Raw genomic sequence first — 24,750 nt, 5'->3', positions numbered from 1 at the left:
GCCCGATTTCCGTCGCCGCGCTGCGCAATTCGCGCCACCCGGCTCAGGGATGCTCCGCCAACCAGGCCTCGGCCCGTTCCAGGTCCTCGGGGGTATCGATCCCCGGCGGGAACGCGGCCGGAGTCAACGCCACACTGATCCGGTAACCGGCTTCCAGCGCCCGCAGCTGCTCCAGCGATTCGAGCTGCTCCAGCGTGCCCGGCGGCAGGGCCGCGAACTGGCGCAGGAAGCCGGCGCGGTAGCCGTAGATGCCGATGTGGCGCAGCCAGTGCTGGCCGGACAGGGACTCGCGCGAACCGGCGAAGGCATCACGGTGCCACGGAATCGGCGCGCGGCTGAAGTACAGCGCGTCCAGGTTCTGCTTGCGCACCACCTTGACCGCGTTCGGGTCGAACACGGTGTGTGCATCGTCCACCGGCGTGGCCAGCGTGGACATCTCCGCGCCGCTGTAGATCAGCGCTTCGGCCACCGCCCGGATGCCTTCGGCGGGGGCGAAAGGCTCATCGCCCTGCAGGTTCACCACCACGGTGTCGTCGCTCCAGCCGGCCTGTACGGCGCATTCGGCGAGGCGATCGGTGCCCGACGCATGCGCAGCCGAGGTCATGGCCACGCGCACTGTGGACAGCCCCTGCAATGCGTCCGCGATGCGTGCGTCATCGGTGGCCACCCACACTTCACGGGCGCCGGCCTGCAGCGCGCGCTGGGCCACGTGCAGCACCAGCGGCTGCCCCCCGAGCAGGCGCAGCGGCTTGCCCGGCAGTCGCGAGGCGGCATAGCGCGCCGGGATGGCAACGACGAAATCGATGGCTTGGCTCATGCGGGCACTCTCGGCAGCAACGCAGGGGAAACGCAGTAAGAACGGGGGAAGACAGGCGTCAGCGCTTGCCGAGCTTGTCGAGCCGGTCAAGCAGGTTGACCCAGAACGCCGCCGGCAGGTCGGCCGCCAACGGCACGGCGAAATGCCATTCGTTGGCGAACACCTTGCATTTCACGGCGTCCTTCTCGGTCATCAGCACCGGCAGTTCGCTGCCGAAACGCAGATCCGAGGCCTGGTAGGCCTGGTGGTCGGCGAAGGCATGCGGCACCACGCCGATCCCCTGCGCACGCAGCATGTCGAAAAAGCGCTTCGGATGAGCGATGCCCGCCACCGCGTGCACGCGCTGGCCCTTGAAGTGCGACAGCGCACGCGCGCGTCCACCGGTGAGCGGTTGCGCACTGTCGATGTGCAGCTGCATCGGCCATTCGCCGAATCCGCACGCCGGTTGCGCGGCAACGCCGTCGCTGGCCTGGCCCATGTTGACCACGCGGAAATCGCAGTCCTGCGCACGGCTGGCGGGTTCACGCAGGGGACCGGCCGGAATCAGGCGGCCATTGCCGTAGCGGCGCTGGGCATCGACCACTTCGATTTCGATGTCGCGCGCCAAGCGGTAGTGCTGCAGCCCGTCGTCGCAGACGATGATGTCGCAGCCCGCCTCGACCAGCGCCCTGCCCGCCGCGACGCGGTCGGCATCGACCCGGACCGGCACGCCGGTTTTCCAGGCGATCAGCACCGGCTCGTCACCCCCGAGCGCGGTGGCGGTGGTCGCTTCCACCCAGCGCGGGGTCTTGGCCTCTTCGCGGCCGTAGCCACGACTGGCCACGCCCGGCTTCCAGCCGGCTTCGCGCAGGCGCTTGACCAGCTCGATGGTCAGCGGGGTCTTGCCGGTGCCACCGGCAGTGACATTGCCGACCACGATCACCGGCACCGGCAGCGAATACCGCTTCAACCAGCGCCGGCGGTACAGCATCCGCCGCAGCGCGATGGCACCGCCGTACAGCGGCGCCAGCAGCCGTGGCAACACCGGGACAGCGCTGCCGTCATACCAGTACGGCGGCGTCCGGGTACCTTTGCCTGCCATCAAGACTGCCTTTCGCGGAACTGCATCTTGTGCAGGTGTTCGTACAGCCCACCCAAGGCCAGCAACTCGCTGTGGGTGCCGCGTTCAACGATGCGGCCGTGGTCCATGACCAGCACCTGGTCGGCATGTTCGATGGTGGACAGACGATGGGCGATCACCAGCGTGGTGCGCTCGGGCATCAGCCGTTGCAGCGCATCCTGCACCAGGCGCTCGGATTCGTTGTCGAGTGCCGCGGTGGCTTCGTCCAGGATCAGGATCGGTGCATCGCGCAGGATCGCGCGCGCAATTGCCAGACGCTGGCGCTGGCCGCCGGACAACAGCGCGCCATTTTCGCCAACCGGGGTCTGCAGCTGCTGCGGCATGCGCGCGATGAACTCCCAGGCATTGGCCGCTTCGGCCGCCGCGCGGATCTGTTCTTCACTGGCATCCATGCCGTAGGCGATGTTGGCGCCGACGGTGTCATCGAACAGCATCACCTTCTGCCCGACCATCGCCACCTGGCGGCGCAGGTCGGCCAATGGGTAGTCGTCCAGCGGCATGCCGTCCAGGGTGATACGGCCACCACTGGGTTCGTAGAAGCGCGGTACCAGCCGGATCAGGCTGGTCTTGCCGCTGCCGGAGCGGCCGACGATGGCGGTGACCGTGCCGGGCTTGGCCACGAAGCTGACATCGTCCAGAGCCACTCCGGTGTCTTCGCGGTAACGCAGCATCACGTGTTCGAAGGCCAGCTCGCCGCGTGCACGGCCGATCTTCGCCTGCCCCTTGTCGCGCTCCACCGGCATGTCGAGGATGCCGAACAGGCGCTCGGCAGCTGCTACGCCACGAGCGATGGAGGACTGCACGCTGGTGAGGCGGCGCAACGAGGGAATGATCGCGGTCATCGAAATCATCAGGCCCATGAACTGGCCGGCATTGAGGCGGCCGGCAAGCGCTTCGCGGGTAGACACCCAGACGATCACCGCCAGCGCCAGCGCCGCCAGGAACTGGACCATGCTGGAAGCGGCCGCGCGGGTCGTTTCCACCTTCATGTTCAGGCCCAGCATGCGGTTGGCCAGCCGCGAATAGCGACCGATTTCCTGCTGCTGGGTGCCGTGTACCTTCACTTCCTGCTGTGCGGCCAGCGACTGCTCGGCAGTGGCGGCCATGGTGCCCATGCCGTCCTGGATGCCGCGGCTGATGCGCCGGTAGCGCTTGCCCACGTACGAAACGATGAGGCCGATCATCGGCACCACCACCAGCATCGCGACAGTGACCTTGACGCTCATCTGCAGCATCACCGCCAGCATGCCGATGATGGTCAGGGTGTCGGCCACCAGGGTTTTGAGCGCGTCGGCGCTGGCCTGGGTGACCTGTTCGGTATCGTAGTTGAGTCGGCTGACCATGACCGGCGTCGACTCGGTATCGAAATGCGAGGACGGCAGGTGCAGGTACTTCTCCAGCACCTGCTGGCGCAGGTCACGGACCACGCTGCGGCCGGTGCGGGCCAGCGTATAGTCGCTGACGAATGTGGCCGCGCTGCGCGCCACGAACAGGCCCAGGATGGTTAGCGGCAGGATCACCGCCATGCGCGGCTCGGGGTTGACGAAGCCGCGGTTGACCAGCGGCTCCATCAGTTTGGTGAAGTTATAGCCGGCCACGGCTTCCACCACCATGCCGATCACTGCGGCCACCATGAACGTCCAGTAGGCGCGGGTATAGCCGAGCAGGCGCTTGTAGATCGGCCAGATCGGGGCGTGTTGGTTACTCATGGACGCACCTCCGGCGCGGTAGCAATTGCGATGCGGCGGAAGCCGAGTTGTCCCAGGGCATCCTGGGCGGTGACCACGGCCTGGTACGGGGTGCGTGCATCGGCACGCAGCAGCACGGTCTGTTCACGATCACTGCCGGCAACGGCGGCAATCGTCTGCTTGACCGACTCCACGTCGGTGCGCAGCACTTCCTGGTCGTTGATGAAATAGCGCCCGTCCGCATTCACCAACACGCTCAAGGCGCGCGGCGGCTCGGGGTTGTCCTGTTGGCTGGCGGTCGGCAGCTGCAGCTGCAGCGTCGAGCGCGCATCGAAGGTGGTGGTGACCACGAAGAAGATGATCAGCACGAGAATCACATCGATCAGCGGGACCAGATCGATATGCGGCTCGTCCTGGACCCGGTCATTGCGGATACGCATCCGTCAGCCCTTGACCGTGACCGGTGCCGCCGCAGCAGCGCCCGGCGAAGTGCGGGCAGCCGGGTTCATCACCCCGGGACGGCCATCGAGCGCGTCCAGCAGGGCCGAGGCCTCCTGCTCCATTTCGATCACGTAACCGCCGATGCGGCCCTTGAAATAGCGGTGGAACATCAGCGCCGGGATCGCCACGATCATGCCGGTGGCGGTGCAGACCAGCGCCTTGCCGATACCGCCAGCCAGCTGGTTCACATCGCCCACGCCATGGTCGAGGATGCCCAGGAACATCTGGATCATGCCCACCACGGTACCGAGCAGGCCCAGCAGCGGTCCGGCCGAGGCGATGGTGCCCAGGGCGTTCAGGAATCGCTCCATGCGGTGCACCAGGTGCCGGCCGGCATCCTCGATGCGTTCGCGGATCTGGTCGCGCGGGCGGTTGCGTGCTTCCAGCGCCACGGCCAGCAACGCGCCCAGCGGCGAATTCGCGCGCAGCGACTGAAGATGGGCGGGGTCGAGCTTGCCGCGCGCCGCCCAGTTGCGTACTTCCTGGCCCAGCCCAGGGGGCAGGACCTCGTTACGTCGCAAGGTCCAGAAACGCTCCAGGACAATCGCCAAAGCCAGTACGCCCAACAGCAGCAGCGGCACCATCGGCCAGCCACCGGCCTTGACCAGTTCCCACACGTTTCAACCCTCCGGCCCATCGGCCGCCTGTTTCACCGCCGATAGAATAGCAGCCGACCGCGCCCGCTCCGCAGCATCCCACCAACGCGGCTGAAAAACCCGCTGTTCACGCACCTGCAGACCTTCACGCCCCAACCAGAGACGCAGAGCGCCACTGTCGGCGGTAGTGAGCACTTCGGCACCCACGCCCTGCCAGCGTGCCACCACCTCGGCGCGCGGATGGCCGAAGCGGTTGCCGTGCCCGGCCGAGACGATTGCCAGCCGCGGCGACACCGCCTGCACCCAGGGCGCGCTGGAGGAGCCCGCACTGCCATGGTGCGGCACCACCACCACCTCGGCGCGCAGCGCCTGCGGCACGGCCCGCAGCAGGTCGGCTTCGACCCGGTTGCCGATGTCGCCGGCCAGCAGGACCGCGCCGTGCGCGGTGCTGATCCGGAGCACGCAGCTGCTCTCGTTGCCCTGGTAGTCGGCCCCGGGCGGCGGATGCAGGAACGCGAAGTCGACCCCGTCCCAGCGCCACGCCACACCCGCCGCACAGGGCTGGCCGATCCCTGCCACCGCGTTGCGCGGTGCCTGCAGCGGCGGTTCATCGAATGCCCGCCGCACCGCCGCCGCGCCCCCGGCATGATCGCGATCGCCATGACTGAGGACCAGCCGATCCAGCCGCGACTCGCCCAACGCCCGCAGCGCCGGCACCACTACCCGTTCGCCCGCGTCAAAGCCGGCCTCGGCGGCCGGGCCCGCGTCGTACAGCAGCACATGCCGCTGGGTACGCACCGCCACGGCCAGCCCCTGCCCGACATCCACCACCAGCATCTCCACCTCGCCCTCCTCCGGCAGCCCGCGCGGCGGCCACAGCAGCGGCAGGCACAACAGCAACGCCGGCAGGCGCGCGCCGCTGCCGCGTGGCAGCAGCAGCCAGAACACTCCCGCCAGCGCGGCCGGCAGCGCCAACCGGCCGGCCTGCGGCAACCACCACAAGGCCAGCTCGCTGCGCGCGACCCAGCCGAACAACCACCAGCTGGCCTGGAAACACACGGCCGCCAGCCGCCAGGGCCAGGCGCCCGCGCCGTCCAGCAGCGCTTCCATCGCCGTCCCCAGCAGCGCGAGGGGAACCACCACCAGGCTCCACCAGGGAATCGCCAGCAGGTTCACCAGCGGCCCCGCCCGTGAGGCCTGGCCGAACAGCGCCACGGTGAGCGGCAGCAGCGCCAGCGTGGCCACCCCCTGCGCGCCCAGGAACGCCCGCAGCCAGTGCACATCACGCCCGGGCAGGCACCACACCAGCCACAACACCCCGGCAAAGCTGAGCCAGAAGCCCGCAGCCAGCACCGACAACGGATCCACCGCCAGCACCACCAGCGCGGCCAATGCCAGCGCCCGCCCCACCGTCATCCGCCGCCGCACGCACCGCGCCGCCGCCACCACCGCGATCATCAGCACCGTGCGTACGGTGGGCAGCGCGAAGCCGGCCACCGCGGCATACAGCGCCGCCCCGGCCACGGCCGCGACAGCCGCCGCCAATGGCCTCGGCCACACCTTGCCCAAGCGCGGCCAGAGCCGCCAGACCAGCATGGCCAGCCATGCCGCGAAGCCCGCCACCAGCCCGACGTGGAAACCGGAAATGGCGACCAGATGGGTCAGCCCCAGCGCACGCAGCGCGTCCCAGTCGTCCGCGGTCAGCGCCCGGGTGTCGCCGAGCGCCAGGGCCTGGATGAAGCGCGCGCCCTCGCCTGGCACCTGGCGGGCAATCGCGGTCGCCATGCGCTCGCGCCAGGCCGGCACGCCGCGTGGCGCGCCGAGTGCGCGGGCCGCCTGGGCCGCGCGGACATGGCCGCTACCGGCGACACGCTGCAGCACAGCGTGTCGCTCGGCATCGAATCCCCCCGGATTGAGCAGCCCACGCGGCGGCCGCAGGCGCGCGCTCAGCTCCCAGCGGGCGCCAGCCTGCAGGCGATGCCGCGCGGGCGCTGCGTCCACGCGGCCATCGTCGTACCAGCTCAGATCGAAATCGCGGTCGCGCACGGCATCCGGCAGGGACGCATCGTCATCCACGCGAAAGCGGAAGCGGGTGCTGCGTGGCCGATGCTCGGGCAGGCTGACCACCGTGCCACGCAATGCGTACTCGGCAGGCAGGGCGTTCGCGGGCAGTTGCTGCTGCAATGTCCAGTGCCCGTGTATTGCCGCCCAGCCCACGCCCAGCAACGCAGCGCCCAGCCAACGCCCCCGCGATGGCCACAACCACGCCACCGCGCCAAGCGCGAGCACCAGCAGCGCCGCAGGAAACACCAGCAAGGTAGGGGCGAATACGGCCGCGCAGATGCCTGTGACCAGCGCGGCCACGCAGGCATTGCCAAACAGCAGCGGTGCCGCCGGATCGCAGCAGCGTGAAGCCCCCGTGCGAGGCATAGGAATGGCCAAGGCGAAAACAGCATGCTTGGCCAGCGCCAACGGTGGCGCCATCGGAAAGGTCAGAGGATAGCTGTCGGCAACTGCCGCATGCTGCGTCAAGCGCTCACGGCCATCATCACAACGCTGAAACGCACATAGCAAAAAAGCCGACCTGAGGGCCGGCTTTTCTGATGTTCCACCGCAGTCGCTGGGACTGAAGTGGTGGGCGGTACAGGGTTCGAACCTGTGACCCCTACCATGTCAAGGTAGTGCTCTACCGCTGAGCTAACCGCCCGTTTTGTTTCCTGCGCCGCTGCGAATGCGTCGGTGCAGGCCGCGTATATTACGGACGTCCCCCGGCAAGCGCAACACTTTTGTGAAGATATTTCACACAGGTCCGTTCAGCCCAGGCTGGCCTCCTTCAACAGGCGGATCTGGTCGCGGACCTGCGCGGCATCTTCGAACTCCAGGTCGCGGGCGTGCTGGTACATCTTCTGCTCCAGCACCTGCAGGCGCTTGGCGATCTGCGCCGGTTCCAGGCTGCGGTAATCCACGGCCTCTTCGGCGATACGGCCGCCACGGCCCTTGCCCTTGCCGCGCGATTCCTTCTCCGACGCTTCCGAGCGCGCGCCTTCAAGCACGTCGGTGATCGGGCGCAGCACCGACTTGGGCACGATGCCATGCAGTTCGTTGTACTCGACCTGCTTGGCGCGGCGGCGGTCGGTTTCATCGATGGCCGCCTGCATCGAACGCGTCATGCGATCGGCATACAGGATGGCCTTGCCACGCAGGTTCCGCGCGGCGCGGCCGATGGTCTGGATCAACGACCCGGTGGAGCGCAGGAAACCTTCCTTGTCCGCGTCCAGGATCGCCACCAGCGACACCTCGGGCATGTCCAGGCCTTCGCGCAGCAGATTGATGCCGACCAGCACATCGAACTTGCCCAGACGCAGGTCGCGGATGATCTCCACGCGCTCGACGGTCTCGATGTCCGAATGCAGGTAGCGCACGCGGATGCCGTGTTCGGTGAGGTACTCGGTGAGGTTCTCGGCCATGCGCTTGGTCAGCGTGGTGACCAGCACGCGGTCGCCGAGCTTGATGCGCTCGTGTACTTCCGACATCAGGTCGTCGACCTGGGTACCGACCGGGCGGATTTCCACCACCGGGTCGATCAGACCGGTCGGGCGCACCACCAGCTCGGTGATCTCCTCACCGGACTCACGTAGCTCGTAGGGACCGGGCGTGGCCGACACGTAGATGCTGCGTGGTGAGCGCTCTTCCCATTCCTCGAATCGCAGCGGCCGGTTGTCCAGCGCCGATGGCAGCCGGAAACCGAATTCCACCAGCGTTTCCTTGCGCGAACGGTCGCCCTTGAACATCGCGCCGATCTGCGGGATGGTCACGTGCGATTCGTCGATGACCAGCAGTGCATCGGCCGGCAGGTAGTCGAACAGGGTCGGCGGCGGATCGCCCGGGGCCTTGCCGGTGAGGTGCCGTGAGTAGTTTTCGATGCCGTTGCAGTAGCCGACCTCGGCCATCATTTCCAGGTCGTATTGGGTACGCTGCGCCAACCGCTGCGCCTCGACCAGCTTGTTCTGCTCGTACAGCTGCTCCAGCCGCGGCTTGAGCTCGGCCTTGATTGTCTCCACCGCCGCCAGCACGCGCTCACGGGTGGTGGCGTAGTGGGTCTTGGGATACACGGTGTAGCGCATCAGCTTGCGCAGGCTTTCGCCGGTGAGCGGGTCGAACATGCTGATCTGCTCCACTTCCCCCTCGAACAGCTCGATGCGCACCGCCTCGCTGTCCGATTCGGCCGGGAACACATCCACCACTTCGCCGCGGACCCGGAACGTGCCGCGGTGCAGCTCGTACTCGTTGCGGGTGTACTGCAGCTGGGTGAGGTGGTTGATCAGGTCGCGCTGGTCGATGCGCTCGCCCTTGGACAGGATCAGCCGCAGCGACAGGTAATCTTCCGGCGCGCCCAGGCCGTAGATCGCCGAGACCGTGGCGACCACGATCGCATCCGGGCGCGACAGCAGGGTCTTGGTCGCGGCCAGGCGCATCTGCTCGATGTGCTCGTTGATCGAACTGTCCTTCTCGATGAAGGTGTCCGACGACGGCACATAGGCCTCGGGCTGGTAGTAGTCGTAGTAGCTGACGAAGTACTCGACCGCGTTGTGCGGGAAGAACGCCTTGAACTCGCCATACAACTGCGCGGCCAGGGTCTTGTTCGGCGCCATCACCAGGGTCGGCTTCTGCACCTGCTGGATGACGTTGGCGATGGTGTAGGTCTTGCCAGAGCCGGTCACGCCGAGCAGGGTCTGCTTGGCGATGCCGGCTTCGAAATTGGCCGTCAGCTTCTCGATCGCCGCCGGCTGGTCACCCGCCGGCGAATACGGGGATACAAGTTCGAAGCGATCGCTCATGGTGGCGCCATAGACCGGGCCCACCAGTATACCGGGGCACTTGGTGACGGCAGGCTGAGGGGATGGCTGACGCGCGAAGGCGTGCCTGGAGGATGCAAGACGCCCACGGCGCCGCGCAGGCTGACGTCTCCTCCCCGTTGCCCGGTGAGCCCATGCCCTCCGTCCCACCCGCGTTCGGCGTTTCCCGGCTCCAGCAGGGCTGGACCCTGCTGCAGGCCATGGTGGTGCTCGTGATTCTGGCAATACTGGCGGGAATCGCCCTCCCCGCACTGACGGCACTGCTGGATCGCCAGCGCGCCAGCAGCGCGCGTCACCTGCTCAGCACCCACCTGGCCCATGCCCGGATGGCCGCCATCCACCGCCGGGCCGACGTCAGCCTGTGCGCCAGTGCGGACGGCCACCAATGCGCCGACGCGGACCGCTGGGCTCAAGGCTGGATCATCCTGGTGAACCCCTCCCGTCACGCCACTGCGCCCGGGATACGTGAAGTCCTCCACCACGAGCGTTTCACGCTACCCAAGGGCTGGCGCATCGCGTCCAACCTCGACCGGGGCAGGATCCGCTTTCTCCGGGACGGGCGCGCGCTGGGGACCAACGCGACATTGCGGATCTGCCAACACGACCGTCTGCTTGGCAAGGTAGTCGTCAACAACAGCGGGCGGATCCGATCCGAGACCCACCCTGGTACAGGCGCCTGCGGGCAATGACGGCGACCGCAGCACGAACAAGAACACACAAAAAGAAAAAGCCGCGATTTCTCGCGGCTTTTTCAAAATCTGGCGCCCGAAGTTGGACTCGAACCAACGACCCCCTGATTAACAGTCAAGTGCTCTAACCGGCTGAGCTATTCGGGCGGGGAGGCGCATTGTACGGGTGGATTTGCCCGAGGGCAACACCCACTGCGACGCCCTGCCCGCTCGCGCTTACCAGCAGCTGCTGAGCGTGTCCTTGGCCGTCTTGCGGTTGGCCTGGTCGATGGTCATCTCGCCACAGCTGTCCTTGGTCTGGGTGCCCTGCGGGGTGGCGGTGATGGTGAAGCTGGACTGGGCCACCTGCACCTTCAGGTTGTAGTACGCAGTGCCCCCTTCGCGCGGCGACACCGTGTACGGCAGCTTGAAGTTGGCGTACGAATTCTCAGAAGAGTGCAGGCGTTCAGCACGCTGCGCGTACTCCACCATGTCCGCCTTCACCGCCCCCCGGCGCGACTTGCGCACATGCTCCAGGTAGGACGGGAACGCGATCGCGCTGAGCACGGCGATCACACCGATCACCAGCATCAACTCGATCAGAGTGAAACCCCCCATCAGCGACGGGCCCTTCTGCAGACGCTTCATGGTGTTGAATCCTTGTCCTTTCATGATCATTGCACCTGGCGCCAGGATTGGCGGCCACACGGATACGGCGCGTACATCGGCTCACCACCGGACACGCTCACCAGCATCCAGCACGAGTTGCCGCCGGGCGGACCACCACCCGCGCCACTGCGCAGGCGTGGAATCGACGATGCACCGACGTCCTTGACTGGCGCGCTGCCATTGGTTTTCAGCTGGACGGCAGCCGTACCGATGCTGGGGCGGGTACCCCCCGGACTGCCGACACGCATGTCCGACATCGCACCGGCGCCGGTCAGGGTATCCAGCCCGAACAGCCAGTTGGACCCGTTGGTCGAACAGCCCTTGGTCGCCGGATTGGGGACGTAGGTCGGCATGAACAACACGCCTGATACGACGGTCGGATTACCGACGAACCGCTCGCCCGTCGTTGCCGGGAGATTGACCACCCACCCCCGTGCGCCGGCGGGGGTCGTGCCCGTGATCAGGGTGCGCTCCGTGCCTGTCGTTACCACGCTGTAGGCCACCAGGTTGTCAGCGGTCAAGGTACTGGGCGGGACACCATTGCTGGTGTCGTTGACGCCGTACAGCGCCTGCTGGGTGAAGTCGGAGGTGTCATTGACGAAGGAGAAGCTGCCCGTTCCGAAGAACAGCATCACCCCGCCACCGGCACCCGTCGCAGCGGTCAGGCCACCGGTGATCGGCTGACGATAGTTCAGCGTGGCAGAACCGGCGCGCTCGGCGTGCTGGACCGTGGTGAACAACGGCGTGGTCACCTTGGCATTGGTGCGCAGGTCGAACTTCCAGATCGCGCCACGCTGATCGGCGGCGTATACGGTGTCGGCCGCTCCATCACGGCCGCGCACGTCCTGCTTGGTATCGCGCCAGCGATCGATGGCCACGATATTGCCCAGGCCATTGCTGCCGGAGATGGTGTTGCCGGCCTCCTCGGCCTCGATCATGGTCACGGCACCAGAGGCCATGTCGACCACGTACAGCACGGCCTTGCCGTTGATGCTGCCGTAGCCGTTGCCAAAGATCGCCTTCCAGCGATAAGTGGCCCCATCGCGCACCGGCACGATGACCGGCTTGCCCAGCACATTGCCGATATTGCCGCTCACATTGGCATCGGCATTGGTGTCACTGATTTCCCACAACACGCTACCGGTGCCGAAACTGGTCGGGTCGGTCACATCCAGTGCAAATACCGAACGGCCGCCGGCACCGGCGGTGCCCACCAGCGCAGTACGCCAATTGGTGCCATTGAACACGTCGGACACCGCAACCGGGCCATCCACGAAATAGCGGTGCTGGAACGGCTGGTCATTGGAACCGGCCTTGTAGGGTAGCAACAGGTTGCCCATGTGACCCAGCGAGGTCGAGGGAATATAGGCCAGGCGCTCCCTGCCGCCGTCGGCGGTGTCCACACTGCTGCCGTTCATGCCGCCATCGAAGCCGTGCAGCATGCCGTCATTGGCGCCGACATAGACCATGTAGTTCTGGGTCTTGATCTTGGTCTGCAGGTAGGTGGCGTAGGTCGTGGCCAGGGTGCCGCCGATCTGGCGGTAGCCGTAGTCGTCCAGCGGCGAACTGACCACCGGGTTGGAATTGATGATGTCGCCCAGCAGCGTGGTGCGGTCGCGGTAGATGCCGCTGTTGCGCACTTCACGGCTGGTCTCGCCGCGCAGGTACGCCACCGCGGTGGCATTGGTGGCCCCCATCGTGGTGAGTGCGGCATCGGTGCATCGGGTCAGCGGACTGGCCTTGCACAGGTCCGCCAGGCTCACGTTGGCGGCGTTGAACTCGAGCGCGGTGCCACCCTTGTTCATCACGACCTGGCGGCCGACCGAACTGATCCGGCTGGAGGCCTCCCAGGTCTCGGTGTACTCGGCGACCTGCGTCTTGGGATTCACGCTGACCTTGGCGGCCGTCAACTTGCTGTACCAGTCGGTCGCTTCATTGGTGATGTCATAGCGCGGGGTCACCGTAAGCGAACCGGCGCCGATACGCGCACCGGTCATGCCCATGCTGCCCGAGGGCGAACCACCACCGGTGATCGAGGACAGCACCCGACGCATCGCCGCGGTCACTTCGGCCGGTGTCTGCGCGTTGATGAACTCGCCGCGGCTGTTGATGGCGGCATGCCAGATTTCATCGATGACGGTACCGTCATCAACGCCGGTCGGGTCACCACTACCATCCCAGTTCGGCGGATTGGCGTACGGGTCCGCAGTGGCCGCCTGGTTGCGGCCATAGATCTTGCCCTGTGCACCCAGCGTCACGCCGTAGAAGTTCATGTGCAGATTGGTCTGGCAATCCAGCCGCTTCCATGCCGGCGTACCCACATCGAGTGTCTTGCACTGTGGACTGACGGGCACCTGGCCGGCCGGGAATCCGGCATCGTTGCGCAAGGGCGTCCAGTCCGCGCCACCGTAGTAGGCGGCGGTGATGTCGGCGATGGTGTTGCTGTAGCTGTCCTTGAACGGTGCACCATTGAACGGCGCGGCGTTGGTGCCGTCCGCATTGGCATAGCCACTCACCGAGCTGGAGGTATTGGTGTAGCCGTCGGTGAACAGCATGCCGCCGTTCTTCTGGCAGGCCAGCTGCACCGGCGCGCCGGCATCGGTGCGGCGGAACTGCTTGCCCAGGTACTCCACCGCCTGGCGGTTCGGCGTGCCGCCGTTGGGCGCCAGCTTGTAGATCTGCGTGTACAGGTCGGCCTTGTTGGTGGCCATGTCGTACATGGTTACCGGGCTCAGGCCGTTGATGGTGAAGTAGCCCACCCGCATGTTGCTGACATCCACCATGGCATGGCTGGACGAGCCGACCATCGCCAGGATGCGGTTGCGGTGGTACTGGAACCAGTTCGCGAAGTTCTGGATCGCCGTGTTGTAGTCGGCGATGTTGGAGTAATTTTCACTCTTGATCTGGTAGCGATACATATCGCAGCCAGGGCCGCAGGCACCGTCGATCTTCGGACGAGTGGTAGCATCCTTGGTGATGTAGCCACTGGGTGCCGCCGCCGACGTGGGCAGATAGAACGTTGCCGGGAAGTAGTCCACCGGGTAGCTGACGTCACTGCCAATATCACGCACTGCCGTACGCCAGGAACCGCTGCGGTAATAGCGTGTGCCGGTACCGGTCAGATCCGGAATCCTCATCCCGCTTACGAACTGGAACGACTCATCGGTATTGGTGCGGTTCGTGGTCAGATTGTAGGTGACGTTGTAACCCGTGAAGCCGGAGCGTGGATCGGCACGGGCCGCGGTGGTCGACGCGTTGGCCCACAGCGTGCCGTCGGCACGGCGCCACGGCTCATAGACTTCGTTCGGGTTGTAATAGCTGGCGTTGTAGGTCGGCGAGCGCGCGAACCCGAAGATATCCAGTGGCGGAATCGCGCGCCCCGGCGAGTAACTGGCATTGAAGTTCTGGTGCGGGTACAGGTACAGATAGCAGTCGGTGGAATTGTTGTTGCATGCGTCACCGACGCTGTAGAACACCCCGGCGGAACTGAAGAAGCTGCCGTTGTTCGAATTCCAGCGCATGCGACCGTCACCGCCGGTGAACATCCGCTCGAAGGTCATGGAGTTGGAATCGTCCACGGCCATGATGAAGGCCGGTGCGGTCTGCACCTGGTCATTGAGCGGCGCCTGCGCCAACACGCCCTGGGCCTGGGCGGCCATCAAGCTGTAGACGAAGTAGCCACCGCCAGCCAGCAGCACGGTTGAGCCGGCGAGCAGTGTCTTGAATTTGCGCGACATCATTGCGGCAGCCCTCAGAGCTTGAACACGGTATCAATGGCCGTCGACGAACTGCCATCGGCGTTGGAGTCGGCGGCGTAGCCGGTGATCTGGTACACGGCGGTCGGCTTGTCGAGCGGCTTGCCCATGTCCAGCGTGCCCTCGCCCTGGATGCAGCCATCGATCTGGCGCACGTTGACCAGCGGCTTGCTACCCAGCTTGGACTGCTGCACCCAGAGGATCGGGTCGTAGCCATCGTCGCAGCGCTGCTGGATGTCACCACTGCTGACCAGCGCATTGGCGCCGGCCGCTTCGCGGTTGGCGATCTTCTCGACCGCGTCCTCGGTGCCACGCACGGCCGCTTCGGAATTCTGGAAGGCCAGGTTGGTGGCGCGGTAGTTGGACGACATCTTTTCCTGCATGCCGGCCACCTGCATCCCGACCACGCCGAGGATCGCCAGCAGGATCAGCATGATCAGGGCCACATACAGCACGGCACCACGCTGCCGGTGCATCGTGGCTCGCGGGTGCACACGCTTGACTTGGGTCAGGCTCTTCATGGCAGTCAATTCCCGAACAGTCGGTTGCGCAGCGCCACGGACACTTCATAGCTGGCGCGGAAACGCTTGTCGTCGGTGGCGGGCGGGACGATGGTCACCCCCAGCACGCCCAGATAGTTGTTGGCATCCTTCGGCGCTTCCGCCGAGGCCTGCTGCGGGCTGCGCGCGAGCAGGCCGACCTGGACCAGCCCCACCCGCCGCCACTGCGCCACCGCGGCGGCCGTGGTGGCCGTACTCACGTTGTTGCCCGCGCGCTGCTCGACGATGTTGCCGGTGGGCGGTGCTGCGCGACTGATGTTGACCTCGGCGTCCAACCCGTACAGGAACTGCAGGCTCTCGATGCCTTCAACCAGTTCCTCGCCATCGCCGTAGCCACCACCGGAGCCGGCGCGGGCCCGGTACAGCGCCGGCCCGGTGCCGTTGCTGGCGATGTAATAGACCACCGCTTCGGCGCGGTACAGCATGGTCACCGCGTTGTTGGCTGCGTACTGCGACAGATCGGTGGCATCGGCGGTGACGGTGGTGCCGTTCAGCTGACCGGTGAAGACCTCGGCACGGGTGCAGTCAGCGACGCCGAACACGCTGGGACCGCCACTGACACCCGCGGCCAGACGCTGTGCGCTGGCCGTACTGATGCCGATCTTGGATTCGCTGGCCGCGGACGTCAGGGTATTGATCGCCACGCCATCGGGATGGAAGAAGCGCAGCACCAGGATGTCGCTGCCCGCGATGGGTGCCGGCTTGAGCTTCTGGATGCTGTCTGGTGTGGCCAGTGCCGCCTGCCAGGTGGCCCCGATGGTGAGCGAGTTGGTGGGCGCGGTGCCACCGGCCTCGTAGCCCTGGATCGGCACCGAGAAGTCCAATGGCACACCGCTGCCGGGGACCACGCCGGCAATGTGGTAACCGATCGAGTTGTTGCCTTTGACCACATGCGCCTGGTCGTTGACACAGCCAAAGTGACCGGCCATGCGCAGGTCGCGCTGCAGGTAGTCCAGCGCGAAGCGCGCGTTTTCCTGGGTGCGTGCAGCACCTTCGGACAGCTGCGAGGCCGAGCGCGAGGCAATGAAAATCTGCACCACGCCGAGCATCATGATCAGACCGATGATCATCGCGATCATCATTTCGATCAGCGACAAGCCGGTCATGTACTTGCGGGAGGGCATCATCGTACTCATAGCTGCGACACCAGGCCGAAGGACGTCAGGCTGTCCGGGTCCTTGGCATCCCAGCGCTGGTCGCCCCAGCTGATCGCCACCGTGACCTGGCCATTGTTGTACTGCACCTGCGCACTGGCCTTGTCGCCCAGCGTCTTGACCACCTGGCACTGCCAGCGCGCCACGTTCTGCTTGGCGGTCACCGCCGCCCCGACCGGCCACGCACAGGCGCCCTTCGGGCTGATCGTGCCGGCGGCAAAGGAGGCATCGACGTAGCCGCCCCCGTTGAGGGTATCGGTGCGCTGCGCACGCATCAGGTCAATCAGGTCGTAGGACAGGTTGGTGGCCTGGGTGCGGTAGTTCGCGCTCTGCACGAAGCGCACGTTCATGGTCTGCAACAGCGCGAAACCGAGCAGGCCAAAGGCAAGCACCAGCAGCGCCACCAGCACCTCGAGCAGGCTGAAGCCGCGCGCACGCTGGCCGAAACCGTTGAAATTCCTGCGCATCATGAACATGTCCCTCGTTCCACACGGATCTGGCCGGAGAGATTCACGGTCAGGGTTCGACGCGGATCCCCCGCCGCGCACTTGGCGGGCGTCAGGATGATCTGCTGGGCGGCGGCACTGCGCCGACGCCCGCGCGCATCGAACAGGATCTGGGCCGGGGCCGGGCCGGTCAGGACCAGCTCTGCATTGCCTTTGGCGTAGCGCAGCACGGTGTCGTTGCCGTCGAGCGCGCCGTTGCCGTCCAGGTCGGACCAGGCCATCAGGCCATCGGACCAGTCGCCGTCACACAGGTTGCCGGTCTTGCTGGCACAGACACCCGCGCCCTGCTTGTTGCGGACCGCCTCGCTGCGCGCCAGCGACAGCATGCCGACAATTTCATTGTTGGACGTGCTGACGCGGTTGGAGCGCAGGGTGTTGCGGAAGTTCGGGAAGGCAATCGCAGACAGCACGCCCAGTACCACCAGCGTGACCATCAGTTCTACCAGCGTGAAACCCTTGGATCGGCGCGATTGCATGGAACGCTCCCCAGCGTGATGGCACAGAAGATGGACGCCCCGCCGCCTGGCGGCAAGCGGCGGCAGGACGAACGGTCGCCCGGGGGCGACGGGCGTCAATCAGTTGACGCCCGCGGACCCTCTAGCGCGGCCGGGCACCCCTGCCCGGCCTGTTTCAGAGCTGCCGCATCCCTGGCCGCTGGGCCCGGGAATCCGCGTTCAGGCCATGACCTTGTAGCAGGGCTGGTACTCGCCGGAGATCTTCATCCGGCGCTGCTCGACGAAACCGCGCAGCAGTTCGTCCAGCGCCTGCATCATGTCGGCGTCACCGTGGATCTCGAACGGGCCGAACTCCTCGATGCGGCGCATGCCGTCTTCCTTGACGTTGCCCGCCACGATGCCCGAGAAGGCACGACGCAGGTCGGCTGCCAGTGCGTGCGGCGGGCGCCCGTGGTGCAGATCGAGCGCGGCCATCGCCTCATGGGTCGGCACGAACGGCTGCTGGTAGTCCCACGGAATCTCGATGGACCAGTTGAAGAAGAACGAATCCTTCTGCGCCAGGCGGTGCTCGCGCACGCGCTTGATGCCCTGGCTCATCCGCCGCGCCACCGCAACCGGGTCGCCGATGATGATCTCGTAGCGGCTTGCCGCTTCCTCACCCAGGGTCAGGCGGATGAAGCGGTCGATCTGCTCGAAGTACGGCGCGGCCACGGTCGGGCCGGTCAGGATCAGCGGGAACGGCAGGTCCTTGTTTTCCTCGCGCAGCAGGATGCCGAGCAGATACAGGATCTCTTCGGCGGTGCCCACGCCACCGGCGAACACGATGATGCCGTGGCCGATCCGCACGAACGCTTCGAGACGCTTCTCGATGTCCGGCATGATCACCAGGTGGTTCACGATCGGGTTCGGCGACTCGGCGGCGATGATGCCCGGCTCGGTCAGGCCGATGTAACGGGTGACGTGCTTGCGCTGCTTGGCGTGGGCGATGGTGGCGCCCTTCATCGGGCCCTTCATCGCACCCGGGCCGCAGCCGGTGCAGATGTCCAGACCGCGCAGGCCCAGCTCGTAGCCGACCTGCTTGGTGTACAGGTACTCGTCACGGCCGATGGAATGGCCGCCCCAGCACACCACCAGGTTCGGGTCGCCCGGGTTGAGGATGCGCGCATTGCGCAGCAGCCCGAACACCGCGTTGGTGATGCCTTCGGAGGTCTCCAGCTCGGCCGCGTAGGCCGGCCCCATCTCGATGGCCATGTAGGCCAGGTCGCGGACCACGGCGAACAGCAGCTCGGCCACACCGCGGATGATCTCGCCGTCGACGAAGGCCATCGCCGGGGCATTGACCAGATCGATGCGTACGCCTCGGTCCTGCTGTGCCACCTGGATATCGAAATCCGGATACAGATCGCGCGCCGCGCGCGGATCGTCCGAGGCACTGCCACTGGTCAGCACCGCCAGCGCACAGCGCCGCAGCAGCTCGTGCATGCCACCGCCGGAGGCATCGCGCAGACGCGCCACCTCGGCCCGCGACAACACATCCAGCCCACCGCGCGGGTAGATCCGCGCGTCCTGCACCGGCAGCGTGCGCGCCGGCTTTTCGGTGATCGTCATTTCCATTCTTTTCGCTTCCTCAAGGTAGACGACTTTACTGCTGCCCCCTTAAAAAGCAAAACGGCCGGGAAGCCCGACCGTTGGATACACTTCCGCCCCAACCAGCACCCTGATTTTCGGCAGCGCAAAGCCTATTCGATTGATCTCAACACTGCAAGCAACGGAGCAGAATTTTGAGCCCCACGCGCTCAGACACCCTATTTGGCTCGGCAGTGAGCATAGGGGCTTTCCGTGGGATACAGAAGCGGAACATTATCCCCCTGCGGGAATATCTGCCAGATCTCTCCACCGCCCTCGGTCAGACTACCTGAAAATCCGAAGCCGACAAACTGATACTTCAATATTAGCGCACGATCATAGGGGACCCATGACTGGAGTTCACGAATGATTCCAGCATACTTCTCCTCATACGAGGCATTACATTCTACGCCGTGAACCATCACCCCATGGATGATGAAACCGGGCTGATCATCCTCTCGTTGCGTATTTCCATCACCAGGGTACTGAGGACCAGGCGGGCAAGTCCAGGACCCGCAGACTTGAGCAAATACGACATCAGAATGGGAGGACATACCCATGGCTAAAACAATAGATGCAATTGCAACTCCGATCTTCATGATCTTAAGCTCCATTCAAGATGTAATTCATGTTAATACGAGTCAATTCCGACAGCTGACCATCCACCCAACAGCGAACACTCTCCTCTCCGCTTGCTGACCTCAACTCCAAACTTGCAAACTCTACCCTTGCTTTATCAAAAAGATCCTGCACTCCGCTCGGAGAACCTTCACACAACTGCTGGAGCGCCAAAGCAAGCTCCGACTGTCTGAGTTTTATGAAGATTGCCAAGAAGGCCAAGAAGGCAGAACCGTTTTGCCCCTCAACCGAAAGCATAGTGAGAAGCGCGCGCATGACTCTGCCATTGCCGTCTTCGAATGGATGAAGGATCGCCATCAGATAGACGACGAGCGCGGCACGAGCCTGCAATGAAAATTTATGATACCAAGGCGCACAGTCCCTTACATGTCGCTCGACATCAATTCTGGCGCTCACAAAAGGCGCGGGCGAACTCTCAAGTCCCACCACGACATTGCCAACTCTAAAACGTCCAGAGTCGGCAACACCGGGCATCAAAATCGTATGGACTCTGCGTAGAGTTGCCGAAGTCAGCCCGATGATGGGCCCACGCGCGGATAGTGCCGCCAAGCGGGATCCACTTTTACACCCCCCCAGAACGCGTCCAGATGACTCGCACTGGGGACAGTATCTTAACCTGCACGCCAAGACGGCAATGGCTTCGTCACGGAATTTGGGATCTTTATCCAATGGGGATGCGACAGCCCCACCAAGGCATCCTCCCAACGCCTTAATTGCTGAAAGCGACAGTCCATATCTTGACTTCAAGGCAACCTCTCCCTATTGCGATCATTAATACCACACTCATGTCGGCATGCGCAGCAGCATCTACGTAGTTGAAAGCGCAGATCACGTCTCGTCATGCCATAGGCTGACACCCGTGAAGGACGATCCGGCTGCCACCAGGAGGCCAAATACGCCCGATGTTGCGTCCGTGATCGGGCTCAGACAGACGAATCTCTCTTGCGTCGGCAGGTAAGTGATATCGGCAATCCAGACCTGCTCGCTACCGGTTGGCAACACGTGACCCTGGCGAGGCTTGAGCAGATTGGAATGCCAACGAAAGCGATGATAGCTGTCGGCTGTCTTGTCATATGCCCGCCACATTGGGACCAGCAGCCGCGCCTCTCGCAGGATGCTAAATAGACGATCGCCCCCCTCTAGCGCCCGCAAAAGCGGGGCCGATCAGACCGCGCAGCTTGCGGGTTCCGATGCTTGGCTGCTGCGTGCAGTAGCTACCCACAAGGGCGATTGCCCGAGCGCTGTCGGCCAATTCCCGCTGCTGACGGTGGCCGGCCTGATAGTACGCTTGGCGACTGATGCCAAAATGTCGGCAAGCCCTTGACACGCTTACGCCTTCGGGGCGCCTTTGCGTGGGCACTTGCCAGAAAGCTTTTCTACAACGCACTCCCCGTAGTGCTCTTTGACCACACCCACGAAGGCCTCGAAGAGCTGTGCTTTCTCGTTGGCATCCCGCCGTTGGACCCGCATGTTGCTCGGAGGTCAGCGACTTGGCTGGCCCACTTTTCGGTGAAGTCGTTATGGGGACAGATGATGTCCCACCTGACCAATCCTGCGGACCATATCGGCAAAGCCAAGAAAGAACCGTGCTTCGTACTTGAATTCCATGCCGCTCCTGAGCCGCTTTGCAGGTCAGCTCAACTTGGTCCACGGCCGAAAATATTAGGGTAAACAAATAGTCCCGCTGGCTGCGCCTGATTATTGATTTCATTGAACATCCCTCTTCCCGGGGAAAAAGGTGTCAACGAAATTCAGGACGGGTCAATCACAAAAAAACGGCCGGGTTTCCCCGGCCGTTTTCAATCACACCTCAAGTTCGATGGATCAGAACTTGTACTTCAGGGTCAGCTGCATCGACCAGCGCGACACGCCGGTGTTGCCCTTGTCGTTGTTGTTCTCCTGGATGGTCGGAGAATCAGCGGTGCCGGTGAAGTTGTAGATGTACTTGCCGGTAGCCGGATCGATACCTGCGTAGCTGGCCACGCGGGCGGTCGAGTTGAAGCCGTAATCTTCGATGCGACCCCACTTCTTGTTGAGCAGGTTGCCGACATTCATGATGTCCAGCGCCAGCTCACCCTTGTGCTCCTTCATGAAGCCCGGGAATTCCTGCGCAACGTGCAGGTCGAAGCTGTTCACCCAGCTGGTACGGAATGCATTGGCCGGGGCGATCGAGCCCTGGTAGGCCGCCAGGTCAGGATTCTGGGCGAGCCAATCGAAGAACTTCTTCTCCATCGCGGCACCGCCGGTGAACTTGACGTCGCCCGGGCCCTTGGGAACGTAGAACAGGTCGTTGAAGTAGCCGGCGCCACTGGTGGCGGCGGCATCGCCGTTCATGTCGTTGTAGTAGATGTAGCTGAACGGACGACCCGAACGGCCTTCGTAGAACAGGCCCACGGTGGTGTTGTAGTTGCCGAAGAATGCCTTCTTCCAGTTGATCGAGCCGGTGATACGGTCCTTGATCGCATAACGCGAGTCATAGGCCACGTTCTCGTTGGCGGTACCGATCAGGGTGCTGCCCCAGTTGGAGGTGTTCTGCGAGCTGGTCAGCGGGCTGACTTCCTTCGCCGCAGTGTAGGTATAGGCCAGCGACCAGCCCCAGTTCTCGGTCAGCGGCTTGTTCAGGCCCGCGGTGAACTGGCGGCTGCTGCCCTTGTCCGTGTTGCGCATCAGCAGCACATCGCCCATGTCGGTCGGGCGATTTGCCTTGCCATCCACGCGCTGGCCATTGACCGTCTGGTTCTGCTGCACCGAGCAGTTGGTCGGCGTTGCGGCCAGACCCACGCAGGGCAGATAGCCCGCCGGGCTCCAGTACAGCTCACGACCGTCCTGGCCAATACGGGTGGCATCAACACCAGCCTGGTTGTACAGGTCAAGGCGCTCGAAGTAGATCGCGCTCTTCACCTTGGTATACAGGAACTCGGCCGAAGCGACGATGCCGTACCACGGCAGTTCGTGATCGAAGGCGAGATTGGTCTTCCACACCGACGGCAGCTTCAGGTCAGGCGCGGCGATATCCACGTTCTGACGCGCGCCGGCACCACTGGTCGGGATGTACGGCGGGTTGGTGTTCGGGGTGAAGAAGTTGGTCGTCGGGCTGTTGACCGTGTACTCGGTGTAGTTCAGGCCGGTGTTCTGGTATACGCCTGCCAGCCACACGTTCGGGGCCGCGCCGCCGAACAGGCCCACGCCGCCACGCAGCTGGGTCGGGCGATCGGTATCGAAGGTGTAGTTGAAACCGAAGCGCGGCTGCACCAGCTTGTCATCGGGCAACTTGGTGTTGTCGTACCCGTACAACTGCATGATGCGCGGGTTGTACAGACCCTGGTCGCTGAAGTCCGGCATGTCGACGCGGACACCGGCCTGCAGGGTCAGGTTGCTGTTGACCGCCCAGCTATCCTGGATGAACACACCGGTATTCTTCAGGGTGTACTTGGCCGGGATATCGTCGTAGCTGCCACCAGCGCGCGGGGCACGGACGATGTACTGGTTGATCTTGCCAGCGGCAAAATCATTCAGGTTGTTGAACACGTACACGCCGTTGACGTTGCGGCCGTAGTAGTTCAGCAGGTCGTTGTCGGAGTAGTCGAAGCCGAACTTCAGAGTGTGGTCGCCCACATACCAGGTAGCGGCACCGAAGGCGCTCAGCTCCTTGCTCTCGACCGCATTGACGTGCGAGTTCTGTTCGGTACCAAAGTAAAGCGAGTTGTTGGCGGCGCCACCGAAGCCACGGACCTGGATCTGCGGCAGGCTCGACGGGGTCGTACGGATCGCGCTGTATTCCTTGTGCGAGAGCTTGAACTCGGTCGAGAAGTTCTCGGACCAGTCGCTGAACAGCTCACCCATCCAGGATTCATAGGTCTTGGGCTGCTGGTACCAGAAGGTGCTCAGCGAAACCGCGCTGTTGCTGATCTGCGGGAAGCGGACGACGTTCTGCTCAAGCTTGTTGTAACGCACCGCGGCGCGGTGGTTCTCGTTGATGTTCCAGTCGATCTTCAGCGCGTACTCTTCCACCTCGGTCTTGTTGGACGGGGGGTTGAGCGAGCCGGCGTCGAAGCCGTAACCGGTGGCGATCTGCTGCGCACGGGCGATGTCAGCATCGGTGATGGTGCCCTTGCCGTACGGGCTGTCGGTCAGGCTGACGCCCGGGGCCGAACGCTCCATCTTTTCGTAGTTGGCGAAGAAGAACAGCTTGTCCTTGACGATCGGGCCGCCGAAGGTCATGCCGTAGGTCTTTTCGTCGTCGAAGCCGTTGAAGCGGACGCCTTCCAGATCCTTGCGGACCATGTCCTTGTCGCGGTACGCGTAGTACACGGTGCCGCCGAAGTTGTTGGTACCCGACTTGGTCACCGCGTTGATCACCGCACCTGTACCACCGGCAATGGTGGTGTCGTAGTTGGCGATGTCGATGTTGATTTCCTGGATCGCATCCATCGACACCGGCTGACGCTCGGTCGGCAGGTTGTTGGATTCCAGGCCGAACGGATCGCCGGCGCCGATGCCGTCGATGCGGATGGCGTTGTAACGGGTGTTCTGGCCACCGACCGAGATCGCACCGTCAGCCTTGCTGACCTGCGAGATGCGCGGGTCGAGGCGGATGTAATCCTGGATGTTGCGGTTGACCGACGGCAGCGACTCGATCGTCTGGCGATCGACGTTGGTGCCGGTGCCCATCTTGTAGGCACTGAAAATTTCCGAACCACCTGCGACGGCCACGACCTGCACGGCATCCAGGTTGGTGGCGCCGGCAACGTCGCCCGCCAGGTTGGCGTTGACGGTGTTGACCTGGTTCAGGTTCAGGTAGACACCCTCTTCGGTCTTGGTGCCTTCACCGGACTTGTTGATGGTGATGGTGTACGGACCACCCACGCGCAGACCACGCGCGTTGTAACGACCCGACGCGTCGGTGACGGCACGGCTGACCGTGCCCGACTCGGTGTGCGTGATGGTGACTTCGGCACCGACGACAGGCGAACCTGCGGCGGACGTGACCTGGCCGCCGACACCGGCAGAGGTGCTCTGGGCGAAGGCGGGAGCGGCAGCAAGTGCGGCCACGAGACCAAGGGTGAGCTTGGACATCCGGAGTGGGTGGGTCATTTTGGGGTAGCCTCGATGCGAGATTGGCGATGGCGGAGAAAAAAAC

The 24,750-nt window shown here is 64.4% G+C and carries 18 protein-coding genes and 2 tRNA genes; 1 reads left to right on the top strand and 19 read right to left on the bottom strand.

Annotated elements, in window-relative coordinates; all coding sequences use genetic code 11:
• Positions 1 to 43: 43 nt before the first annotated feature.
• From kdsB to uvrB, 8 genes are all read right to left on the bottom strand, one after another.
• The gene (gene kdsB / locus AC3IPM_RS07315; protein WP_489303298.1) at positions 44 to 817 is read right to left on the bottom strand and encodes a 3-deoxy-manno-octulosonate cytidylyltransferase; all 774 of its coding nucleotides are present in this window, start codon (positions 815 to 817) and stop codon (positions 44 to 46) included.
• Positions 818 to 875: 58 nt separating this feature from the next.
• A complete protein-coding gene (gene lpxK, locus AC3IPM_RS07310; protein WP_489303297.1) occupies positions 876 to 1,898 on the bottom strand; it encodes a tetraacyldisaccharide 4'-kinase in 1,023 nt (340 codons plus the stop codon).
• On the bottom strand, positions 1,898 to 3,646 hold the full coding sequence (msbA, locus tag AC3IPM_RS07305; protein WP_489303296.1) for a lipid A export permease/ATP-binding protein MsbA: 1,749 nt from the start codon (positions 3,644 to 3,646) through the stop codon (positions 1,898 to 1,900). Before msbA ends, lpxK begins: the two co-directional genes overlap by 1 nt.
• On the bottom strand, positions 3,643 to 4,065 hold the full coding sequence (locus AC3IPM_RS07300) for an ExbD/TolR family protein (RefSeq protein ID WP_489303295.1): 423 nt from the start codon (positions 4,063 to 4,065) through the stop codon (positions 3,643 to 3,645). Before AC3IPM_RS07300 ends, msbA begins: the two co-directional genes overlap by 4 nt.
• Positions 4,066 to 4,068: 3 nt before the next feature.
• Positions 4,069 to 4,743: a MotA/TolQ/ExbB proton channel family protein gene (locus AC3IPM_RS07295; protein WP_489303294.1), complete on the bottom strand. Its 675-nt coding sequence runs from the start codon at positions 4,741 to 4,743 to the stop codon at positions 4,069 to 4,071.
• A 3-nt stretch (positions 4,744 to 4,746) separates the two neighbouring features.
• The gene (locus AC3IPM_RS07290; protein WP_489303293.1) at positions 4,747 to 7,152 is read right to left on the bottom strand and encodes a DNA internalization-related competence protein ComEC/Rec2; all 2,406 of its coding nucleotides are present in this window, start codon (positions 7,150 to 7,152) and stop codon (positions 4,747 to 4,749) included.
• 202 nt (positions 7,153 to 7,354) lie between these two features.
• Positions 7,355 to 7,429, bottom strand: a tRNA-Val gene (locus AC3IPM_RS07285).
• A 106-nt stretch (positions 7,430 to 7,535) separates the two neighbouring features.
• Positions 7,536 to 9,560 (bottom strand): excinuclease ABC subunit UvrB, encoded by a 2,025-nt coding sequence (uvrB, locus tag AC3IPM_RS07280; protein WP_489303292.1) that lies wholly within the window; start codon positions 9,558 to 9,560, stop codon positions 7,536 to 7,538.
• Between the two features lie 92 nt (positions 9,561 to 9,652).
• On the opposite strand from uvrB, the gene AC3IPM_RS07275 reads away from it, so the two are divergent.
• Complete coding sequence (locus AC3IPM_RS07275) at positions 9,653 to 10,267, top strand: GspH/FimT family pseudopilin (RefSeq protein ID WP_489303291.1); 615 nt, start codon at positions 9,653 to 9,655, stop codon at positions 10,265 to 10,267.
• 70 nt (positions 10,268 to 10,337) lie between these two features.
• On the opposite strand, the gene AC3IPM_RS07270 is transcribed toward AC3IPM_RS07275, so the two are convergent.
• The 11 genes from AC3IPM_RS07270 to AC3IPM_RS07220 form a co-directional block, all read right to left on the bottom strand.
• Positions 10,338 to 10,414: transfer RNA gene (locus AC3IPM_RS07270), tRNA-Asn, on the bottom strand.
• 69 nt (positions 10,415 to 10,483) lie between these two features.
• Positions 10,484 to 10,894 carry a type IV pilin protein gene (locus AC3IPM_RS07265; protein ID WP_489303290.1) on the bottom strand — a complete coding sequence of 137 codons (411 nt, stop codon included), beginning with the start codon at positions 10,892 to 10,894 and terminating at the stop codon, positions 10,484 to 10,486.
• A 26-nt stretch (positions 10,895 to 10,920) separates the two neighbouring features.
• Entirely contained in the window at positions 10,921 to 14,655 is a 3,735-nt protein-coding gene (locus AC3IPM_RS07260) for a pilus assembly protein (RefSeq protein ID WP_489303289.1), read from the bottom strand.
• An 11-nt stretch (positions 14,656 to 14,666) separates the two neighbouring features.
• Positions 14,667 to 15,191 carry a pilus assembly PilX family protein gene (locus AC3IPM_RS07255; RefSeq protein ID WP_489303288.1) on the bottom strand — a complete coding sequence of 175 codons (525 nt, stop codon included), beginning with the start codon at positions 15,189 to 15,191 and terminating at the stop codon, positions 14,667 to 14,669.
• A gap of 5 nt (positions 15,192 to 15,196) precedes the next feature.
• Complete coding sequence (locus AC3IPM_RS07250) at positions 15,197 to 16,366, bottom strand: PilW family protein (RefSeq protein WP_489303287.1); 1,170 nt, start codon at positions 16,364 to 16,366, stop codon at positions 15,197 to 15,199.
• Positions 16,363 to 16,854, bottom strand: coding sequence for a type IV pilus modification protein PilV (gene pilV, locus AC3IPM_RS07245; RefSeq protein WP_489303286.1), 492 nt, complete (start codon positions 16,852 to 16,854; stop codon positions 16,363 to 16,365). Before pilV ends, AC3IPM_RS07250 begins: the two co-directional genes overlap by 4 nt.
• Positions 16,851 to 17,366: a GspH/FimT family pseudopilin gene (locus AC3IPM_RS07240; RefSeq protein ID WP_489303285.1), complete on the bottom strand. Its 516-nt coding sequence runs from the start codon at positions 17,364 to 17,366 to the stop codon at positions 16,851 to 16,853. The genes pilV and AC3IPM_RS07240 overlap by 4 nt, the downstream gene beginning before the upstream one ends.
• Positions 17,367 to 17,564: 198 nt before the next feature.
• Positions 17,565 to 18,953, bottom strand: coding sequence for a nucleotide 5'-monophosphate nucleosidase PpnN (gene ppnN, locus AC3IPM_RS07235; RefSeq protein ID WP_489303284.1), 1,389 nt, complete (start codon positions 18,951 to 18,953; stop codon positions 17,565 to 17,567).
• A gap of 197 nt (positions 18,954 to 19,150) precedes the next feature.
• Positions 19,151 to 19,570, bottom strand: a complete 420-nt coding sequence (locus tag AC3IPM_RS07230; protein WP_489303283.1) for a hypothetical protein — start codon at positions 19,568 to 19,570, stop codon at positions 19,151 to 19,153.
• A gap of 4 nt (positions 19,571 to 19,574) precedes the next feature.
• Entirely contained in the window at positions 19,575 to 20,159 is a 585-nt protein-coding gene (locus tag AC3IPM_RS07225; RefSeq protein ID WP_489303282.1) for a Fic family protein, read from the bottom strand.
• 1,275 nt (positions 20,160 to 21,434) lie between these two features.
• A complete protein-coding gene (locus AC3IPM_RS07220; protein ID WP_489303281.1) occupies positions 21,435 to 24,704 on the bottom strand; it encodes a TonB-dependent receptor in 3,270 nt (1,089 codons plus the stop codon).
• Between the last annotated feature and the right edge of the window lie 46 nt (positions 24,705 to 24,750).

The organism is Stenotrophomonas sp. GL_111, from assembly GCF_057835245.1.
This window is presented reverse-complemented; position numbering and strand designations above follow the sequence as displayed.

What these genes read in the sequence shown, in the direction of transcription:
- AC3IPM_RS07220 (WP_489303281.1), bottom strand. Translation starts at nt 24,704, where the DNA reads ATGACCCACCCACTCCGGATGTCCAAGCTCACCCTTGGTCTCGTGGCC.
- AC3IPM_RS07230 (WP_489303283.1), bottom strand. Translation starts at nt 19,570, where the DNA reads ATGAAGATCGGAGTTGCAATTGCATCTATTGTTTTAGCCATGGGTATG.
- AC3IPM_RS07250 (WP_489303287.1), bottom strand. Translation starts at nt 16,366, where the DNA reads ATGAGTACGATGATGCCCTCCCGCAAGTACATGACCGGCTTGTCGCTG.
- AC3IPM_RS07290 (WP_489303293.1), bottom strand. Translation starts at nt 7,152, where the DNA reads ATGCCTCGCACGGGGGCTTCACGCTGCTGCGATCCGGCGGCACCGCTG.
- AC3IPM_RS07265 (WP_489303290.1), bottom strand. Translation starts at nt 10,894, where the DNA reads ATGAAGCGTCTGCAGAAGGGCCCGTCGCTGATGGGGGGTTTCACTCTG.
- pilV (WP_489303286.1), bottom strand. Translation starts at nt 16,854, where the DNA reads ATGATGCGCAGGAATTTCAACGGTTTCGGCCAGCGTGCGCGCGGCTTC.
- AC3IPM_RS07260 (WP_489303289.1), bottom strand. Translation starts at nt 14,655, where the DNA reads ATGATGTCGCGCAAATTCAAGACACTGCTCGCCGGCTCAACCGTGCTG.
- AC3IPM_RS07275 (WP_489303291.1), top strand. Translation starts at nt 9,653, where the DNA reads ATGCAAGACGCCCACGGCGCCGCGCAGGCTGACGTCTCCTCCCCGTTG.
- ppnN (WP_489303284.1), bottom strand. Translation starts at nt 18,953, where the DNA reads ATGACGATCACCGAAAAGCCGGCGCGCACGCTGCCGGTGCAGGACGCG.
- AC3IPM_RS07240 (WP_489303285.1), bottom strand. Translation starts at nt 17,366, where the DNA reads ATGCAATCGCGCCGATCCAAGGGTTTCACGCTGGTAGAACTGATGGTC.
- kdsB (WP_489303298.1), bottom strand. Translation starts at nt 817, where the DNA reads ATGAGCCAAGCCATCGATTTCGTCGTTGCCATCCCGGCGCGCTATGCC.
- msbA (WP_489303296.1), bottom strand. Translation starts at nt 3,646, where the DNA reads ATGAGTAACCAACACGCCCCGATCTGGCCGATCTACAAGCGCCTGCTC.
- AC3IPM_RS07300 (WP_489303295.1), bottom strand. Translation starts at nt 4,065, where the DNA reads ATGCGTATCCGCAATGACCGGGTCCAGGACGAGCCGCATATCGATCTG.
- lpxK (WP_489303297.1), bottom strand. Translation starts at nt 1,898, where the DNA reads ATGGCAGGCAAAGGTACCCGGACGCCGCCGTACTGGTATGACGGCAGC.
- uvrB (WP_489303292.1), bottom strand. Translation starts at nt 9,560, where the DNA reads ATGAGCGATCGCTTCGAACTTGTATCCCCGTATTCGCCGGCGGGTGAC.
- AC3IPM_RS07255 (WP_489303288.1), bottom strand. Translation starts at nt 15,191, where the DNA reads ATGAAGAGCCTGACCCAAGTCAAGCGTGTGCACCCGCGAGCCACGATG.